15 protein-coding genes are annotated in these 16,177 nt (G+C 45.8%); 4 read left to right on the top strand and 11 right to left on the bottom strand.

Features of this window, described 5'->3' with window-relative positions; all coding sequences use genetic code 11:
• Window positions 1-123: 123 nt before the first annotated feature.
• The 4 genes from QUA54_RS14810 to QUA54_RS14825 form a co-directional block, all read right to left on the bottom strand.
• Window positions 124-1,782, bottom strand: a complete 1,659-nt coding sequence (locus QUA54_RS14810) for a ribulose bisphosphate carboxylase small subunit (protein ID WP_333415215.1) — start codon at window positions 1,780-1,782, stop codon at window positions 124-126.
• Between the two features lie 111 nt (window positions 1,783-1,893).
• Window positions 1,894-2,199 carry a EutN/CcmL family microcompartment protein gene (locus QUA54_RS14815; RefSeq protein WP_172186882.1) on the bottom strand — a complete coding sequence of 102 codons (306 nt, stop codon included), beginning with the start codon at window positions 2,197-2,199 and terminating at the stop codon, window positions 1,894-1,896.
• A 259-nt stretch (window positions 2,200-2,458) separates the two neighbouring features.
• Complete coding sequence (locus tag QUA54_RS14820; RefSeq protein WP_006635058.1) at window positions 2,459-2,800, bottom strand: carbon dioxide-concentrating mechanism protein CcmK; 342 nt, start codon at window positions 2,798-2,800, stop codon at window positions 2,459-2,461.
• 96 nt (window positions 2,801-2,896) lie between these two features.
• Window positions 2,897-3,208 (bottom strand): carbon dioxide-concentrating mechanism protein CcmK, encoded by a 312-nt coding sequence (locus tag QUA54_RS14825; protein ID WP_006635059.1) that lies wholly within the window; start codon window positions 3,206-3,208, stop codon window positions 2,897-2,899.
• Window positions 3,209-3,834: 626 nt separating this feature from the next.
• Between QUA54_RS14825 and QUA54_RS14830 the strand changes: the two genes are divergently transcribed.
• Window positions 3,835-5,709, top strand: coding sequence for an NAD(P)H-quinone oxidoreductase subunit F (locus tag QUA54_RS14830; protein ID WP_333415216.1), 1,875 nt, complete (start codon window positions 3,835-3,837; stop codon window positions 5,707-5,709).
• 177 nt (window positions 5,710-5,886) lie between these two features.
• Here QUA54_RS14830 and QUA54_RS14835 read toward each other — a convergent pair whose 3' ends face one another.
• From QUA54_RS14835 to QUA54_RS14845, 3 genes are all read right to left on the bottom strand, one after another.
• Complete coding sequence (locus QUA54_RS14835) at window positions 5,887-6,024, bottom strand: hypothetical protein (RefSeq protein ID WP_333415217.1); 138 nt, start codon at window positions 6,022-6,024, stop codon at window positions 5,887-5,889.
• 59 nt (window positions 6,025-6,083) lie between these two features.
• Window positions 6,084-6,359: a Uma2 family endonuclease gene (locus QUA54_RS14840; RefSeq protein ID WP_333415218.1), complete on the bottom strand. Its 276-nt coding sequence runs from the start codon at window positions 6,357-6,359 to the stop codon at window positions 6,084-6,086.
• Between the two features lie 191 nt (window positions 6,360-6,550).
• On the bottom strand, window positions 6,551-6,712 hold the full coding sequence (locus QUA54_RS14845) for a hypothetical protein (RefSeq protein ID WP_333415219.1): 162 nt from the start codon (window positions 6,710-6,712) through the stop codon (window positions 6,551-6,553).
• A 126-nt stretch (window positions 6,713-6,838) separates the two neighbouring features.
• Here QUA54_RS14845 and QUA54_RS14850 point away from each other — a divergent pair, with 126 nt between their 5' ends.
• From QUA54_RS14850 to QUA54_RS14860, 3 genes are all read left to right on the top strand, one after another.
• Window positions 6,839-8,350 carry an NADH-quinone oxidoreductase subunit M gene (locus QUA54_RS14850; RefSeq protein ID WP_333415220.1) on the top strand — a complete coding sequence of 504 codons (1,512 nt, stop codon included), beginning with the start codon at window positions 6,839-6,841 and terminating at the stop codon, window positions 8,348-8,350.
• A 282-nt stretch (window positions 8,351-8,632) separates the two neighbouring features.
• Window positions 8,633-9,799: a CO2 hydration protein gene (locus QUA54_RS14855; protein ID WP_333415221.1), complete on the top strand. Its 1,167-nt coding sequence runs from the start codon at window positions 8,633-8,635 to the stop codon at window positions 9,797-9,799.
• Window positions 9,800-10,173: 374 nt separating this feature from the next.
• Window positions 10,174-11,283: a HEAT repeat domain-containing protein gene (locus tag QUA54_RS14860; protein ID WP_333415222.1), complete on the top strand. Its 1,110-nt coding sequence runs from the start codon at window positions 10,174-10,176 to the stop codon at window positions 11,281-11,283.
• Here QUA54_RS14860 and QUA54_RS14865 read toward each other — a convergent pair.
• The 4 genes from QUA54_RS14865 to QUA54_RS14880 form a co-directional block, all read right to left on the bottom strand.
• A complete protein-coding gene (locus QUA54_RS14865; protein ID WP_333415223.1) occupies window positions 11,280-11,702 on the bottom strand; it encodes a hypothetical protein in 423 nt (140 codons plus the stop codon). The two genes, QUA54_RS14860 and QUA54_RS14865, sit on opposite strands and share 4 nt — an antisense overlap.
• A 5-nt stretch (window positions 11,703-11,707) precedes the next feature.
• A complete protein-coding gene (locus QUA54_RS14870; RefSeq protein WP_333415224.1) occupies window positions 11,708-12,427 on the bottom strand; it encodes a PHP domain-containing protein in 720 nt (239 codons plus the stop codon).
• 190 nt (window positions 12,428-12,617) lie between these two features.
• Window positions 12,618-15,077, bottom strand: a complete 2,460-nt coding sequence (locus tag QUA54_RS14875) for a bifunctional serine/threonine-protein kinase/ABC transporter substrate-binding protein (protein WP_333415225.1) — start codon at window positions 15,075-15,077, stop codon at window positions 12,618-12,620.
• 172 nt (window positions 15,078-15,249) lie between these two features.
• Window positions 15,250-16,011, bottom strand: coding sequence for a ZIP family zinc transporter (locus QUA54_RS14880; protein WP_333415226.1), 762 nt, complete (start codon window positions 16,009-16,011; stop codon window positions 15,250-15,252).
• Between the last annotated feature and the right edge of the window lie 166 nt (window positions 16,012-16,177).

Here is a 16,177-nt window from a genome sequence, read left to right on the forward strand (position 1 = left end):
TTGACCAACATTTCTCAATCGAGCTTTATAACTATCTCAAATCCAACTTCAATCCGCTTGGGTTTCTCCCGTTGGCCCCTGTGCGAGGGCTTAACGGGAGAAACAGGCTAATTACCAGGCAAATTAAGGTCGTTGGATAATTTCTTCGAGTACCCGGCGCTTGGCCTTGGAGTCGATGCCAAGCAAGCGGACGTACTCGCCGCTGTGTTCTTTGAGACAGCTTTCGAGGGCAGAAATCACTTCGGATTCGCGGTTGGAGGCGATCGGCGCGCAACTGCTCCAAGAACCGGTACGGAAACGGCGCGCGTCAGCGTGTTCCGAGCCAATTTTGTAGCCTTGGGAGAGCAGGTTGCGGATTTGGTCGATCGTCTTTCCGGTCAAACTTCCGCTGCTATTGGCCGAACCAGTTGAAGCTGCTTTGTATCCCGATGTTGCTGCCTGCTTAGATGTTGCTGCCGGCTTAGCCGATTGACCAACCGGGCCGTCGGGACGCTGAATAATTTCTTCAACTATGCGCCGCTTAGCTTTCGGGTCAATCCCGATCAAGCGCACGTACTCGCCCGGGTACTCATTCATCACAGCTTCCAAAGCGGCGATCGCCTCAGATTCGTTTCTCACTTGTAGCGAAGGCCCGCTTTGCCAAGAACTGGTGCGGAAGCGGCGCGCGTCGGCGTGTTCCGTCCCCACCTTGTAGCCTTGAGCTAGCAAGCCGCGAACCTGAGCCACTGTTTCGGCACTCAATTTTCCGTTTGACACGGAACCGCTATTGTGGTATGAAGCTTGTTGTGCAACTTTACCGTTAGATTGGTGAGTTTTCGCACCGTTAGAACCGTTAGAGCCGTTGTCTCCAGGTCTTTGGACGATTTCTTCTAGTACGCGGCGCTTGGCTTTGGTGTCAATCCCGATCAAGCGGACGTATTCTCCTTGGTGCTCAGCCATGCAAGCTGACAGAGCCGCGATTACTTCAGAGTCGCGCTTTGAGGAAATCGGGCCGCAAGTGCGCCAAGAACCGGTCCGGAAGTGTCGCACGTCAGCGTGTTCGGCTCCCACGCTGTATCCTTGAGCTAGTAAATTGCGGATGCTATCGGCAAGAGTTGAACTCAATTGGGTGCCGGCATGGGTAGAATATTTGGTTTGAGTCATATTTGGGTTTTTAGTTTGTTCGTTGCGAATTGGTGCTAGACAGGCGATGTTCTCAGCGCAGCGATAACCCGTTCTCAGAGCGTCATTGATGCCGATGACATGGGTCGCAAATTGAACGTCAGAATCTAGAACGTCAGGCAAGCGATCGGCTTGCTTCTGATTAGTGATAATGGCTCCCGAAGGTACGTACTTACCGGGGGGAATCTCCACATCTTTAATTAGTACGTGCATCATGACAATGCAGCCGTTGCCCACTCTGGCATTGAACACCGTAGAGCGAAAGCCGATAAAGCACTCGTCGCCCACGTAGGCAGGGCCGTGAATTAAACTCATGTGGGTGAGGGAAGTATTTTTCCCCACCCACACAGAATAGGATTTGTCGTCATCTCCTGTGACTCGGCCTTGTTCTAGGCCGTGAATCACTACTCCGTCTTGAATGTTGCTTCCTTCTCCAATATAAAAAGGAGTGCCTTCATCGGCGCGGATAGATGTCCCGGGGGCAATCATCACATTAGAACCGATATGCACATCCCCAATAATGTTAGAAAAGGAATGTACGAAGGCGGTGTCGTGAATTTTAGGCTCAGCCAAGTTTTTCGACCAAGGCGTCGGGGGAGCCGCAACGTTGCGGACTGCCATAAATTAAGTTCTCCTAAGCTGAAAAATCTTTTTGTTAGTTGTTAGTTGTTAGTTGTTAGTTGTTAGTTGTTAGTTATTCTTCCACTAACTGCTAACTGCTAACGGTTGCAACTAGCGGTACGGGTCGTCTTTTTTACTGTAAATGAGGCGATTTTCTACATTGACAGTATCTATAATGCCTACTACCAGAGCATCGATCGGACGGTTTTCGCTTCCGGGCGCGATCCGGGCTGCGCTGCCTCGGGTCACTAAGACCCATTCATCGATACCAGCGCCCACACAGTCAGCGGCTACCTCATATCCGGGAACTGGGGAACCTTCCTCATCGATGAATTGCAGCAGTAGAAATTTCGATCCTCTCAGTGTCGGCTCTTTTTGGGTACTGACAACTGTGCCGAGAACTTTGGCCATTTGCATTTTAGGTAATAGGTAATAGGTAATTGGTAACTGTCATTTTTACACTGTCACTTGTCTTTGTTTTAATTAGCTTTACTCAGTCCGCTGTCCGCCGTTTAGAGTTCTTCGTCTAGTAACTAATGAATGACTAATGACTAATGACTAATAACCAATATCCCATGCCCTCCTCAATTAAAAATTAAAAATGCTAAATCAAAAACATCGCGATTTTTAATTTTTAATTTTTAATTACCTAATGCCCCTTTGCCGATCGCCTATCTTACGATCTGTTGAGAGGGCGAATGCCGCTGACGCCTTCGCGGAACTGTTCTACAGCTTCGGTGTAGCGAATCGGCAGCACGTACTCCAAGTTTTCGTGAGGGCGGGCGATAATGTGGGTGGACATCACTTGTCCGCCGTTAACGCGCTTCACTGACTCTACTCCAGCGGCGACCGAAGCTTGCACTTCCGAGACATCTCCTCTGACAATGACTGTAACGCGAGCGCTACCAATTTTTTCGTAGCCTACCAAGGTGACGCGGGCTGCTTTGACCATCGCGTCAGCAGCTTCTACAACTGCGGGGAAGCCTAAGGTTTCGATCATGCCAACTGCAATTGCCATTGGTTTTACTCCTGATTGAATATTTGGGGAACTAAACAGTTAATTTTTGACGAGCGCACTAATTTTCGTCAAACGAAATTTCTGTGCGCAAAGAACTTAGTAGCCTCGGAACTGTTCTACTGCTTCTGTATACCGAATCGGCAGAACGTATTCTAGGTTTTCGTGGGGGCGAGCGATAATGTGGGTAGAGACGACTTCTCCGCCGTTCACCCGCTTGACGGATTCCACTCCGGCGGCCACTGAGGCTTGGACTTCCGACACGTTGCCGCGCACAATTACGGTGACGCGGGCGCTGCCGATTTTTTCATAGCCCACGAGGGTAACGCGGGCAGCTTTGACCATAGCATCGGCAGCTTCCACAACAGCGGGAAAACCTTTTGTCTCAATCATTCCCACGGCAATTGACATTTTTGAATCTCCTAGAGGATTAGTGAAATTACCGTTACAAATCTTTGAGAAATCTAAAAATTTGGACGGGGAGGCCCACATTATTTAGTAATGCAGTGTAAAGCTTCCTATTCTTTAAGAATAGGGGAAGCTGTCCACCTTGACAATATAAACTAACATCATAATGTTTAATAACAAAAATTAAAATTTTTTATGTTACTTCAAATAATTTAATATTTATTTAATAAAGTTAATATAAAAACGAGTAGATGCCGACAGGGATCGGGGATTAGAGTAAGTAACAATACTTATCAAGTAGAGTTCGGTATGTGAAGCCGGAGCTGAGCATTGCCGGGAAACTTGGGGATTTCAAAAAGGGGGATCGCGGGGAAATCGGCAAAAAAAGCAGTCTTGGCCGATCGGCAGGCATTTTTTTCTTTGAGTGCCGAGCCTGCTCAGTCGGTAATTTTGTATTGAGATAATTATCTGTTTTGATGCTTTAATGTATAGTTAATCTTGTTGAGTGCAAATTATTTTGCCAGAACTATACGATCGGCTTTAGTTAAATTTTTAGGGTATCGCACGATCGCCCGCGACTGTTTTTGTATAAACGCAGCCGGTAATTTGAAGTTTAAGGGATAGATTAAATGACTCAATTTCTCCTCCAAGCCTGTTGGTGGGTACCTTTATATGGCTTAATAGGCGCAATTTTAACTTTGCCGTGGTCTACGGGAACCGTTCGCAGAACAGGGCCGAGACCGGCAGCTTACTTCAATTTGCTGATGACGGTGTTGGCTTTCATACACGGGTCAGTTATTTTTACAGCGACTTGGGATCGACCGCCCCAACAGTTGCTCGTGCACTGGGTGCAAGCAGCAGATTTAGATTTGTCTTTTGCAATAGAAATCTCCACGGTCAGCGTCGGAGCAATGGAGTTAGTTAGTGTTCTGAGTTTACTAGCACAAATTTACGCTCTCGGCTACATGGAAAAAGACTGGGCGCTAGCTCGATTTTTTGGGCTGATGGGTTTTTTTGAAGCGGCAATTAGCGGCATTGCCATTAGCGACTCGCTGCTTATAACTTACGCTTTGTTGGAAATGCTGACGCTTTCAACTTACTTGCTAGTCGGGTTTTGGTACGCTCAACCGCTAGTAGTAACAGCGGCTAGAGATGCGTTTTTAACAAAGCGTGTAGGAGACGTGCCGCTGCTGATGGGAGTAGTGACGCTTTCAACTTTAGCGGGAAGTTTGAATTTTTCCGATTTGGAAAAATGGGCAGAAACTGCAACTTTGTCTCCCGTAGTGGCGACTCTTTTAGGTTTGGCTTTAATCTCCGCACCTACGGCCAAGTGCGCTCAATTTCCCTTCCATTTGTGGCTCGACGAGGCGATGGAAGGGCCCAACCCGGCTTCGATTATGCGGAATACGGTAGTTGTGGGCGCTGGGGCTTATGTTTTGATTAAACTTCAGCCTGTTTTAGCGCTGTCGCCGATCGTAGAGGGGGTGCTGGTGGTTTTGGGCGCGGTGACTGCGGTTGGCGCTTCCTTGGTGGCGATCGCCCAAATCGACATCAAAAGAGCACTATCGCATTCTACCAGCGCTTCTATGGGTTTGGTGTTTATCGCCGTGGGGCTAAATCAAGTTGACATTGCTTTGCTGTTGCTGTTCGCGCACTCGATCGCCAAGGGCTTATTATTCATGAGCGTAGGGTCAATTATTACCACAACTAACACTCAAGATTTAACAGAAATGGGTGGGTTGTGGTCGAAGATGCCTGCCACGACTACGGCTTATTTAGTAGGCGCTGCGGGGATGGTAGCGCTGTTGCCTCTGGGCAATTTTTGGGCGATGCGCCGCTGGCTCAACGGTTTTTGGACGGTGCCTTTGTGGCTAGTAATTGTGTTGCTTTTGGTTAATGGTTTGACGGCGCTAAATTTAACTCGCATTTTCGGTTTAGTGTTTGTCGGAAAACCGCAGCCGAAAACTCGCAGAGCTCCAGAAGTTGGTTGGCCGATGGCTTTGCCAATGGTAATTTTGACGGTGATGGGGCTGTTAGTGCCTTGGATGTTGCAGAAGTGGCAACTATTAATTAGTTGGAGCGGGCCTTGGTCGGAAACGGGAGATTTTGATGCTTTAAATTTGCTTTTGAAGACGCTGGATACGCCGCTGTTGATGTTATCTGGGTTGATTGGCTGTGCGGTTGGGGTGGCGATTTATTGGTACGGGGTGTTACCTCGACCGGTACGGCTACCTGTTCCGGTTTTGCAGGATTTGTTTGCTTACGATTTTTATATCGATCGAGTTTACCGCTTGACTGTCGTTTGGGCTGTGGCTTCTATTTCTAAAATCAGTGCTTGGACTGACAGGTATTTGGTGGACGGGGCGGTGAATTTGTTCGGTTTGGCGACAATTTTCAGCGGCGAAGGGTTGAAGTACAGCGGCACCGGTCAGTCGCAGTTTTATGTGTTGACTATTGCGTCGGGGGTTGCTGTGTTGCTGGGGTTGATTATTTGGCAGTTTTAAACTGTAGAGGTCGGCAGATGATTTTCTTCTGGGTTTGTCTGCTTTCGATCTAATTTTATGCAACTTTAAACCGCAGATGAGGGCAGATGAACGCAGATGATTTTCTTCTGGGTTTGTCTGCTTTTTTATCGAGTTTTACTCAAACTCGATCGGCCACAATTCGGTAACCGGAACTTCTCAACCGGGCCAAATATCGGGAATTGCAATCGTGTCGCCATCTCTCAATACAACTGGCTCGGCTGTCGGAGTGTAAATTGTTACTGTGCGCTTGTCCGGGTCGATTAATATTCCGACTTTGGCTCCGCTTTCGATCAATGATAGAATTTTTTATCGCAGGAGTTTGAGGCGATCGGACTGAGATTTGATTTCTACAACTAAGTCGGGAACGAGTTCGGCAAAATACCTTTCCTTTTACTTTGTTTGAGGCGATCGGCAGCCACAAACGAAACATCGGCAACTCTCAGATCGGAATTGGGGAGGATAAACCCGCCGCTAGACTCAAACACTCGTCCGAGTTTGCGGAGTTTGACCCAGTTGCCCAAAAGTCTGACTAACTCTGCCCCTATTTCGCTCGATACAATGTCTGATGGGCCCATAATGATAATCTTTCCGTCTACGAGCATTGGTGATAAGTTAAGACTTAATTGCATTTGTCAATCAGTAATATTACTCAAAAAAACTGCTTTTTTAGGAGTGGAAAATTCACGATTTGAGAGAGAGTAGGTATAAATATCACCCTCGGCACGATCGCACGATCGCCCAAATCTCAGTTTTATGCCCAAAATCCGAGTAAATGTTGAGCATAATTGCTGATTGACAAATGCTTTCTTAGCTTAACTTGTTACCAATGGTCTACGAGTTCTAATTGGTAGTCTAGATGTGCTTCGCAGAGTATACTTTCCAGTTGTTCCAACTCGGCAACTGTTAAGGGGGTGGAAGGATAGTCGGATTTAATTTGCAAATCTTCCCGATCTGTGAGACTTTCTGTAAGACTTGAGGTCATGGGACGGTTCCAAATACATCTGAAGCTATGTTAAGAAAAAAAATAGCCGATCGCTTTTATATTTAGTTGCTTTGCGTTAATGTTAAATATAGTTTAAAAATCTGTAGTAAAGGAAAGTTTTAATTGATGCTCAGTGCTTTAATCTGGATACCAATGTTGGCTGCCGCCGTGATTGGGTTGTGGCCCGGTTCAGTGAGTTCTAAAATAGTTCGGAATGCCGCGATCGCCATTGCGGGCATAACTTTGATTCTCTCGGTGATTTTGGCAACTCAGTTCGATCCCAGTACGAGTCAGTTGCAGTTTTCGGAATTTATTCCTTGGATAGATGCTTTGGGATTGAATTACAATCTCGGCGTTGATGGTTTGTCTCTGCCTTTGGTAATTTTAAATACTCTGCTGACAGGGGTGGCAATTTACGCTACGGATGAGTCTATCCGCAGACCTAGATTTTATTATTCTTTGATTCTGTTAATTACCGGCGGCGTAACGGGGGCTTTTTTATCTCAAAATTTGCTGCTATTTTTCCTGTTTTTTGAGATAGAATTGATTCCGCTTTACTTGTTAATTGCGATTTGGGGAGGCGAGCGCCGGGGTTATGCTGCTACTAAGTTTTTAATCTATACTGCTTTTTCCGGCATTGTACTGCTGGCTGCTTTCTTGGGAACTGTTTGGCTGAGCGGTGCTTCTAGTTTCGATTTGGTTGGTGGAGCGGGCGCATTGCATTTGCAAGGAGGATTGCCTTTACCTTTGGTAAGGCAAATTATTTTACTGGCTGGGGTGTTGCTGGCTTTTGGGATTAAGATGCCTTTGGTGCCTTTTCATACTTGGCTGCCGGATGCTCACGTAGAAGCTTCGACGCCGGTTTCGGTGCTGCTGGCGGGGGTGCTGTTGAAGCTGGGAACTTACGGGATGCTGCGCTTTGGTTTGGGTTTGTTTCCCGATGCGTGGGCGGTGGCGGCGCCTTGGTTGGCGAGTTGGGCTGTGGTAAGCGTGCTTTACGGAGCGAGTTGCGCGATCGCCCAAAAAGATATGAAAAAAATTGTAGCTTACAGTTCGATCGCTCACATGGGCTACATTTTGTTAGCTAGCGCCGCAGCTACTCCGATTAGTATGTTGGGAACTGTGTTGCAAATGGTTAGCCACGGTTTAATTTCGGCGCTGCTATTTTTGAGTGTCGGCGTTGTTTACAAAAAATCCGGCACCCGCAACATCGATGTGCTCAAAGGTTTGTTCAATCCCGATCGCGGTTTGCCGATGATTGGCAGTTTAATGATCCTCGGCGTGATGGCAAGTGCGGGGATTCCGGGTTTGGCTGGATTTATTGCTGAATTTTTGATATTTCGGGGCAGTTTGCCAGTGTTTCCCGTGCAAACTTTCCTCTGCATGATCGGCACTGGTTTAACTTCAGTTTACTTTTTAATTATGGTCAACCGCGCCTTTTTCGGCCGCCTTTCGGATTTGGTGGTAAATTTGCCACAAGTCCGCTGGAACGATCGCATTCCTTCGCTGGTTTTAGCAATAATTATTGCAATCATGGGAGTGCAGCCGGGAGTTTTAGTTGCTTTGAGCGAGAAAACTGCGATCGCAATGGCAGCTCCTGGGCCCGCGCAAGTTAAAGTTTCTCAAAACTTAGACTGATAGGATGTCCGGTCGATCGACCGCACTCCAATTCGTTTGTAGTGAGTATGACAGTCCTCATAATTGTATGATGACTTGCATTCCTCACTACAAACAAACGCACCCCGCAGAAACCTAAAAAACCCGCTTTTTTAGATCTAGAGTGCCTCCAAGATGTTAGGTATTTTTATATCAAAACAAAGTAAATATTTGTGTTTTTAGGTAGCCAACATTGCCAAAAATGATATAATACCAGAACTATAAGCAGTAAGAAAATAGTTATTAAATTCAGGCTGAATCCAGATGAAAAGTACCGTATTAAAACCGTCTGTCCATACCCTAGCCGCATACATTGATGTCTTAGAATCAGGCAAAGCTTTGCTGCCTGAATCGGCGGAAAATGTAGTAGAAGTTGTCGGCGTTCTGAAAAGTTATGGTATTGTTTTAGATGCCTATTCTCGCAATCTCAATTATATTGCTGAAGAACAGTTTTTAGTGCTTTTCCCGTTTTTTAAATATTTCAATGGGGAAGTCACTCTGCCGAAGTTAATACGCTATTTGTGGCACGATCGCATTAATTTTGAGTATGCGGAGTATTGCATGAGAACAATGCTTTGGCACGGCGGTGGCGGTTTGGACAGTTATTTGGATTCCCCGGAATTTAGCAGTTTGGCCGAAAAGGCGATCGCAGCTAAATTAAAAGGCAATTTTTTCATGCAGGGACTTCACAAAGCATTTCCCGATTTTTTGCCGGAACAAGTGCGGATGCTGGCTTACTACACCGGTCTCGGTCAGTTTTGGCGGGTAATGAGCGATTTGTTTATGGACTTATCTGATTCCTACGATCGAGGGGAAACTAAGTCTATTTCTGATGTAGTTGATTTTGTCAAAGCCGGTTTAGTCGCCGCGGCCAGCCTACCGATTACCTACAGCGTCAAGATTAGCGGTCAAGTCTACGATATACTGCCAGCGACGGCTAATTTGACATTTTTACCAGATGTAGCCGTGCCTTATGTAGAGGCTGTTTTCTTTCGGGGCACAGCTTTTTTTGGCACAGTTTCATACAATGCTCAAGCCCATCAAATCCCGGAAGAACAAAGAGAATTTGCCTACGGGGCTTTGTTTGCTGACCCTTTACCGATTGGAGGTGCAGGGATTCCGCCCACTCAATTAATGCAAGATATGCGGCATTATTTGCCGGAGTATTTGCACGAAGTTTATCGCACTAGCTGTCGGGGTGAAGACGATGTGCGGGTGCAAATTTGTCAGAGTTTTCAAAAGTCGATGTTTTGCGTGACGACGGCGACTATTTTGGGTTTAGCACCTCATCCCATGAATACATTGGATTATGAGGAAAGAAAGGCTAATCGGGCTTATTTGGAAGGTTGGATGGATCGGTTTGGGAATTCTCGCTTGGATTGGGCAAATCAGCCAACTAACAGGGCCTGTCAGTTGTTCCCAGAACGGTAATTGTAGGGTGCGTGACAGCGAGAAATATTTGACTCGCAACTTGCGAATGCGGAAGTCACGCACCCCAATTTGTATTGACAATAAGGGTTATAGAGGTTATTATCAAAAAACTAGCTTTGTTTAATACATCGAATAAACTGATATCTTTCACGTATCCCGTCAGTCCGCAAGGGGTTTAAACCCCTTGCTCAAAGCTAAAGTCCACAGCGAGGAGCACTACAATCGCAGTCTTGGACGCACGGGGGCCAGAAACCGGGTTTTTTGCCAAAAAGACGCGTTCCAGCCAGCAGATCAGGTAAAAAACCCGGTTTCTAAACATCGCAGCACGTAAGTCCTTAATTGTTTGTGAAAATGCTGCTTTCTGGTGAGTTCAAATGACTTTGACATCATTGAATCAAGCTTTACATCGAATTTTAAAATGGTTAGAAGAACACAAGCCGGAAGCTATTTCATTATTACAACCAGGCTTATCTAATAGAGAAATTGAAGAACTGGTTAAGGACTTGCCGATTCATTTTCCACAAGAACTTTACGATTTATACAAATGGAAAAATGGCTCAGAAGATAGTCCCGAACAAGAAAATGTTGCTTACATTTTTAATGGATTCAGCTTTTATCCTCTAGAAGATGCCATAAAAATATATCGACAAAAACTCATCGAGCGTAACAGGTCTACGTTAAATATTAACAATCCAGGTTGGATAGAAATATTTTTTCATTATATAGGAAAAGAAGTGGGAGGTTATGTAGTTATTGACGACTCTCAAGAAGCTGGTCAGGTAATTTTCGCCTATCATAAAGACGGCGCTGAAACTGCCGATCGATATGCCAGCCTCACCAGCATGATAACAACGATAGCAGAGTGTTATGAAACAGGGGCTTATTCCATAACTAAAGATGAATATTTTACAGGGTCACAAACTAAAGATTACCAAAAAGCGCATCAAATTTGGTGCAAACACAATTCAGAAATCGTAGATTCACTACTGGAAAAACTGCAAAAATTATCGTCTTATCAATCCTTTATAGATATAGCAGCCGATATAAGGGAGCTAAAAGACCCAAGAACTGTAAAACTCCTAATTCGGGTTTTACAAAGACCTGTTTTGACTTACGATGATTTATGTATTCAAAAATTCGCTGCCAAGATGTTGGGAGAATTAGGCGATGCTGGGGCTGTTGAACCTCTCATTTCTGCTTTACAAAACGATAGCTGGATGACTCAATATTGGACAGCAATATCGCTAGGTCAGGTCAAATATAAACCAGCAAATGACCCTTGGATCGAACATTTGAAAGATAGCCATAATCGAGTTCGAGAGATGGCAGTTTGGGCGTTAGGAGAAATCGGAGATTTAAGAGCAGTAGAACCCCTGATTGATGTTTTACGGGATAGCGATTATAGGGTAAAACAAGCGGCAAATGAAGCCTGGGATAAACTGGTTGCCAGGTTTCCTGCAATTGAGGAAGAAATTCCCTTTTAAGCTATATAATTTATGCCGATCTCAGCTTTCAATCCTTCAGCATCTAAAAGCTGTTTGAGTCGATCGACCTCAGCTTTAGTTCCGCTGCAAACACCACCGGGCATCTTCTTTTTTAGCTTCATAGCTTCAGCTAATGACAACGACATAGCCGCGCTCAATATCTTTACTGCTAGCGTAGCGCGTTCTTCTGTTTCCAGAACAGTAAAGTTCCAAGTCCCTTCTTTCGTTAAAATCGCTTCTCTGAGTTCGTTAGGTAGAGTGCCGGTATCATCTAACTCGATTGCCTCGCCGCAGTGAGGGCAGTCATAAGATAGATGCCAAACAAGTTGTTTGTCAAAGACAGACTGACCGAAAAACATCTGTATGTCTTTGCCGCAATTCCCGCACAGTCCGTATAAATCGCCATTTCTAATTTCCAAACTCTCTAGATTCGGACTAGAAGACTCAGGCCGTGAGAGTCGGTTCCGCAAGTTCCCAGCAAGCCGTGAGTTTCTGCTAAATCTTTGACTAAACCTGTTTGTTTGGGACTCGGTTTCCAAGGATTTGGATTACCGTAGGCATAGTAGGTTTCTACGCCGTCAATTCCTAAACGAGCGGCTTCTGGGATTAATTTATCTGCGGTAGAACGATAACGGCAAGGATGTGCTAGAACTGCTAAACCTCCTGCTTCTTGAATAGCTTCAATTACCCTGGCTGCTGGATAATTAGCGCTGCCTTCAGTACCTTTACCTCGCAAGTAAGGTTGGAGACTGGGATGTTGCGGATCGAAGGCGTAAGCGAGAATGTGTACGTCGTTGTTGAGCAATTCGGCATTAATTTCAGCACCCGTCCATAGAGTTGGTGCTGCGATGTTGTTCTTGGAATGGTTTAATTTCCAATTATCCAACCAAATTTGAGCTTGAGCGTAGCCTTTGGTGCTGTGGTGATCGGTGATAGCTAAGCCTTTGAGACCGATCGCGATCGCTTGTTCCATCACTTTTTCTGACTGCGATCGCCCGTCAGAGTTAATTGTGTGCAGGTGGAAGTTATAGGAACCGGGACAGCTATCGGCATCAATTGTCTGCAAGACTTGTTTGAGTGCTGAGATATTTTGGGCTTCAGGTTTGAGACTAGAACCGGGGAAGGGAGCGAGATTGACAGTCATAAGCGTTATTATAAAAAAAACTAGCTTTGTTTAATATATCGAATAAATTTATATGTTGCACCGATCGCGATAGTTACAATAGCGATTTACCGTGGTGCGGGGGCGGGTTTATGAGATTATTGATTTTAGGCAATTACGATCGGTAAAACCCGCCCCTACAGGTTTGTTAAGAATGGCACAAGATATTAATTCAATCGCATTTTAAACCGGCTGCTGCTCCTGTGGGAAATTCGATAGGCACAAAGGTAAGACCCAATTGTTCTCTAGAACACGGTACAATATGCGCCAATAATCCTTTAGGAGGATTTTTGCGATTGCCGGTGTTCGAGTCAAACTCAATTATACCCGTGGCTCCCTCGACTTTAAAATTTGGATCGGCCAAGGTTTTTTGCATTCCTTCGCGGCTGGGTTCTGGCTGCATTTCTATGGCTTTGATCAGCGTCCGGGCCGCATCGTAGGTTAAGGCCGATCGAGTATTCACCGGGCCTCCCCACAACTTTTCAGTATTTTGAGCAAATTTTTTGTCAAAACTGGTTATAGGATGCCAGAACACAGATATAGCTAGTTTTTCGACAGACTTTAGCTGTTTTGCAACTTCTAAAGTTTTCCAATCGTAGAGTCCCCAAGGCCCGACAATCCAATGGCGATCCTGGTTAGCTTTAATCATTTCGATCGCATTTTGCTGGGCATTTGTGACTTGAGCGTCGGGAATGACAAGTAAGGCTGTTTTTCCGACTTTCTCAACTTCTTTTATTGCTGCTTCGGCGTTAAAATTTTTTTTAGATAAGTCGTAAAACTCTCTGTTCCTGATAGTCGTTCCTCCTTTGGCTTCAAATTGCTTTTTGAATTCTTCCCACAAAGAAGCGCTGAACGCACTGTTGGGATTGTAAAATACTGCCACTTTTTTCTCACCGACCGAGAGCAGTTGATTTACTAAAGCTTCAGCTTCGATGCTAGTTGTCGGAGCAGTCCGAAAGAAAAATTTTCGAGGTTTTCGCGTCAGTTCTTCGGTGGTACTTCCCGGAGAAAGAGCGACTAATTTATGGCGATCGTAAATATCTACTGTTGCCACAGTCATCTCGCTGGCATAGTGTCCGATGACTGCTAAAATATCTGGTTGAGCGACTAAGGAATTTACCCTTTTAATTGCCTCTGACTTGATATTTGCCTCATCAGCGACAATCACTCTGAGACCTTTACCGTTAATCGGTTTCGGTTTGAGAAATTCTTGACCGGGAAAGTCTTGGTTGCGATCGTTTGCAGCGATCAGGCCTAAATTAACTTCGGTTTGAGCTTGAGCAATGCCGCGCAGCAGTTCTTCTGCTAAATTTGCGTTAGCGATGCTACCGTCGGGATTTCTGAGGATGGGAACAACGATCGCGATCGTGTAATATTCTGCATTTATTGCCTTCAGCAGGGCATTGTTGATATAAATTAAAGTTTCTGGATCTCTGCGGTCTTCTCGCCAGGACTGTTTGAGCAATTTCAAAGCATCAGGATAATTTGAGTCTGCCAACTCACTAATTCCCCTTTGTTTTGACCAAAGAGGCGAGGTTTGAACGAGGAGTTTTTCGCCAGAACTTATACCATCTGCGGAGGGTGTAGGCAGCGTTGGTTGCGGAAAAATGCTGGGGATTAGCGGGGAAATTCTGGGGATTAAAAATGCGATCGCCAATGCAGCGCCCAGTCCCGCAACTGGGAACAACAACCAGCGAAAGTGTGGTGGCGGTGGCGGTGGCAATGCGATCGGCTGTGGCAATGCGATCGACTGTGGCAATGCGATCGACTGCGGGAATTGCAGCGAATCCAAGGCTTCCAACACCTCAGTAGCAGATTGGTAGCGCTGCTGAAAGTGGAAAGGTACCATTGTGTTTAAAATATTTCTTAGACCATCGCTAACTTGTACCGGAGGGCGATCGGGCGTCGAGTAATCCCAGATTATTTCGCAAGTTTCGGGGTCTTGTGGCAGATGGGTGGGAAGCTGCCCGGTGAGGGCTTGAATCGCGATGATTCCTACTGCATAAATATCATTGTAGGGTTGCGGGGTAGACCGCGGATTGTATTGTTCGGCTGGCATATAACCGCTGGTGCCGATCGCCTGCGATGTGAATATTTCACCTGTAGAGTTAGAGATAAAAGTGCCGATTTCTTTGACCGCCCCAAAATCAATTAAAACAATTTTTTTATCTGTTTCGCGCCGAATTAAGTTAGAAGGTGTAATATCGCGGTGAATAATATTTTCTTGGTGGACAGATTGTAATATTTCCAGAACTTCCCGCAACAAAGCAACAGTTTGTTGCTCATTCCACCGATCGCCCGGAGCAAGTTCTTGACTGAGCGGATGTCCTTGAACGTATTCTTGCACTAAATAAAAATGGTCGTTGTTTTCAAAGCGAGCGAATAATTCGGGAATGCGCGAGTTTCTCCCCAGACGGCGCAAAGCGCTAGCTTCCCTTTCAAATCGCTCCCTTGCCCTCTCCAAGACGCGCGGATCGTTCGATGGGGGAAAAGGAATTTCCTTAACAACGCACAGAGGATTATTACGTTGGTTTATTTGTACAGCCGTGTAGGTTCTAGCAAAGCCTCCCTGTCCCAACAAAGCGAGAATTTCGTAGCTTTCGTGCAGGATACGCCCTAAGTTGACACACATAAATTTTCCAACACCTCTTGACAGGCTGCGATCGCTGATGTTGATTATAAGCTTTTTTGTTGCCAGATACAGCTTGGCAACATATCAAATTCGTCTGTGTCAATATCAAAAACACTATAACTCTCAGCAATTCGCAATTATACATTAGTGATGACTGATGGCTAATTCCCAATTATCTTTCCCCTAACTTGCTGAGTACAAAAGCAGCTAAAAATCCGCAGACAGTAATTAGTCCCGCAAAATCGTGAGTTTCCTCAAATGCTTCGGGAATCATAGTATCTGAGATCATTGCTAAAATACCCCCTGCTGCTACGGCGGTAGTTGCGGCTATTACTTCCGCAGAAAAGTGGCTGAAAACCGCATATCCTAACAATGCTGCGATACCGGAAATAACTGCGATCGCGCCCCAAACTCCAAAAACGTAACCGATCGATCTCCCTGCTTTTTTCATGCCGGCGGCGCTGGAGAGTCCTTCGGGAATGTTGGAGAGGAAAATTGCCGCTACTGTCACCCAACTGACAGCGCCTCCAGAAATCATGCTGACGCCAATGACGATCGACTCCGGTATCCCGTCTAACAGCGCGCCGAGGGCGATGGGTAATCCGCCATCGCCTGACTCTGTTTTAGCTGGGTGCAAACTGCCCGATCGCTTGCGGTGTTTTGCTCCCTGTTTATTCAAAAACCAATTGGCGGCTGTGTAGACAGCAGCGCCCCCCAAAAAGCCGATCGCCGTCGAGTCGAAACCGCCGCGCTTGTAAGCTTCATCCATCAGCTCAAAGGATAGCGCTGAAATCAGCACACCAGCGCCAAAAGCCATAATTGTCGCGATCGCCCGTTGAGGGATGCTCGCAAAGTAACCCACCGCCGCTCCCAGTAGCAGCGCCGAACCCCCCACTAAACCCCAAAATCCTGCCTGCAACCACACTGGAAACATCAGCCGCACCTCAAAGGAAAAATTTTTATGCCCGCTGGAAAATTATATAGTTTTAATTGCGGGACGACAGCGGATACAGCATTTCTCAACCGAGCGAGGTACTGCCTGTTTAGCAAGCAATTTCCAATGACTAATAACTAATGACTAATGACTAATGACTAATAAA

This window comes from Microcoleus sp. MOSTC5, from assembly GCF_036701825.1.
Taxonomy (GTDB): domain Bacteria; phylum Cyanobacteriota; class Cyanobacteriia; order Cyanobacteriales; family Microcoleaceae; genus Microcoleus; species Microcoleus asticus.

Bases quoted from the DNA above. Each gene is read 5' to 3' on its own strand.
- QUA54_RS14810 (WP_333415215.1), bottom strand. From the start codon at position 1,782: ATGGCAGTCCGCAACGTTGCGGCTCCCCCGACGCCTTGGTCGAAAAAC.
- QUA54_RS14815 (WP_172186882.1), bottom strand. From the start codon at position 2,199: ATGCAAATGGCCAAAGTTCTCGGCACAGTTGTCAGTACCCAAAAAGAG.
- QUA54_RS14820 (WP_006635058.1), bottom strand. From the start codon at position 2,800: ATGGCAATTGCAGTTGGCATGATCGAAACCTTAGGCTTCCCCGCAGTT.
- QUA54_RS14825 (WP_006635059.1), bottom strand. From the start codon at position 3,208: ATGTCAATTGCCGTGGGAATGATTGAGACAAAAGGTTTTCCCGCTGTT.
- QUA54_RS14830 (WP_333415216.1), top strand. From the start codon at position 3,835: ATGACTCAATTTCTCCTCCAAGCCTGTTGGTGGGTACCTTTATATGGC.
- QUA54_RS14840 (WP_333415218.1), bottom strand. From the start codon at position 6,359: ATGCAATTAAGTCTTAACTTATCACCAATGCTCGTAGACGGAAAGATT.
- QUA54_RS14845 (WP_333415219.1), bottom strand. From the start codon at position 6,712: ATGACCTCAAGTCTTACAGAAAGTCTCACAGATCGGGAAGATTTGCAA.
- QUA54_RS14850 (WP_333415220.1), top strand. From the start codon at position 6,839: ATGCTCAGTGCTTTAATCTGGATACCAATGTTGGCTGCCGCCGTGATT.
- QUA54_RS14855 (WP_333415221.1), top strand. From the start codon at position 8,633: ATGAAAAGTACCGTATTAAAACCGTCTGTCCATACCCTAGCCGCATAC.
- QUA54_RS14860 (WP_333415222.1), top strand. From the start codon at position 10,174: ATGACTTTGACATCATTGAATCAAGCTTTACATCGAATTTTAAAATGG.
- QUA54_RS14870 (WP_333415224.1), bottom strand. From the start codon at position 12,427: ATGACTGTCAATCTCGCTCCCTTCCCCGGTTCTAGTCTCAAACCTGAA.
- QUA54_RS14875 (WP_333415225.1), bottom strand. From the start codon at position 15,077: ATGTGTGTCAACTTAGGGCGTATCCTGCACGAAAGCTACGAAATTCTC.
- QUA54_RS14880 (WP_333415226.1), bottom strand. From the start codon at position 16,011: ATGTTTCCAGTGTGGTTGCAGGCAGGATTTTGGGGTTTAGTGGGGGGT.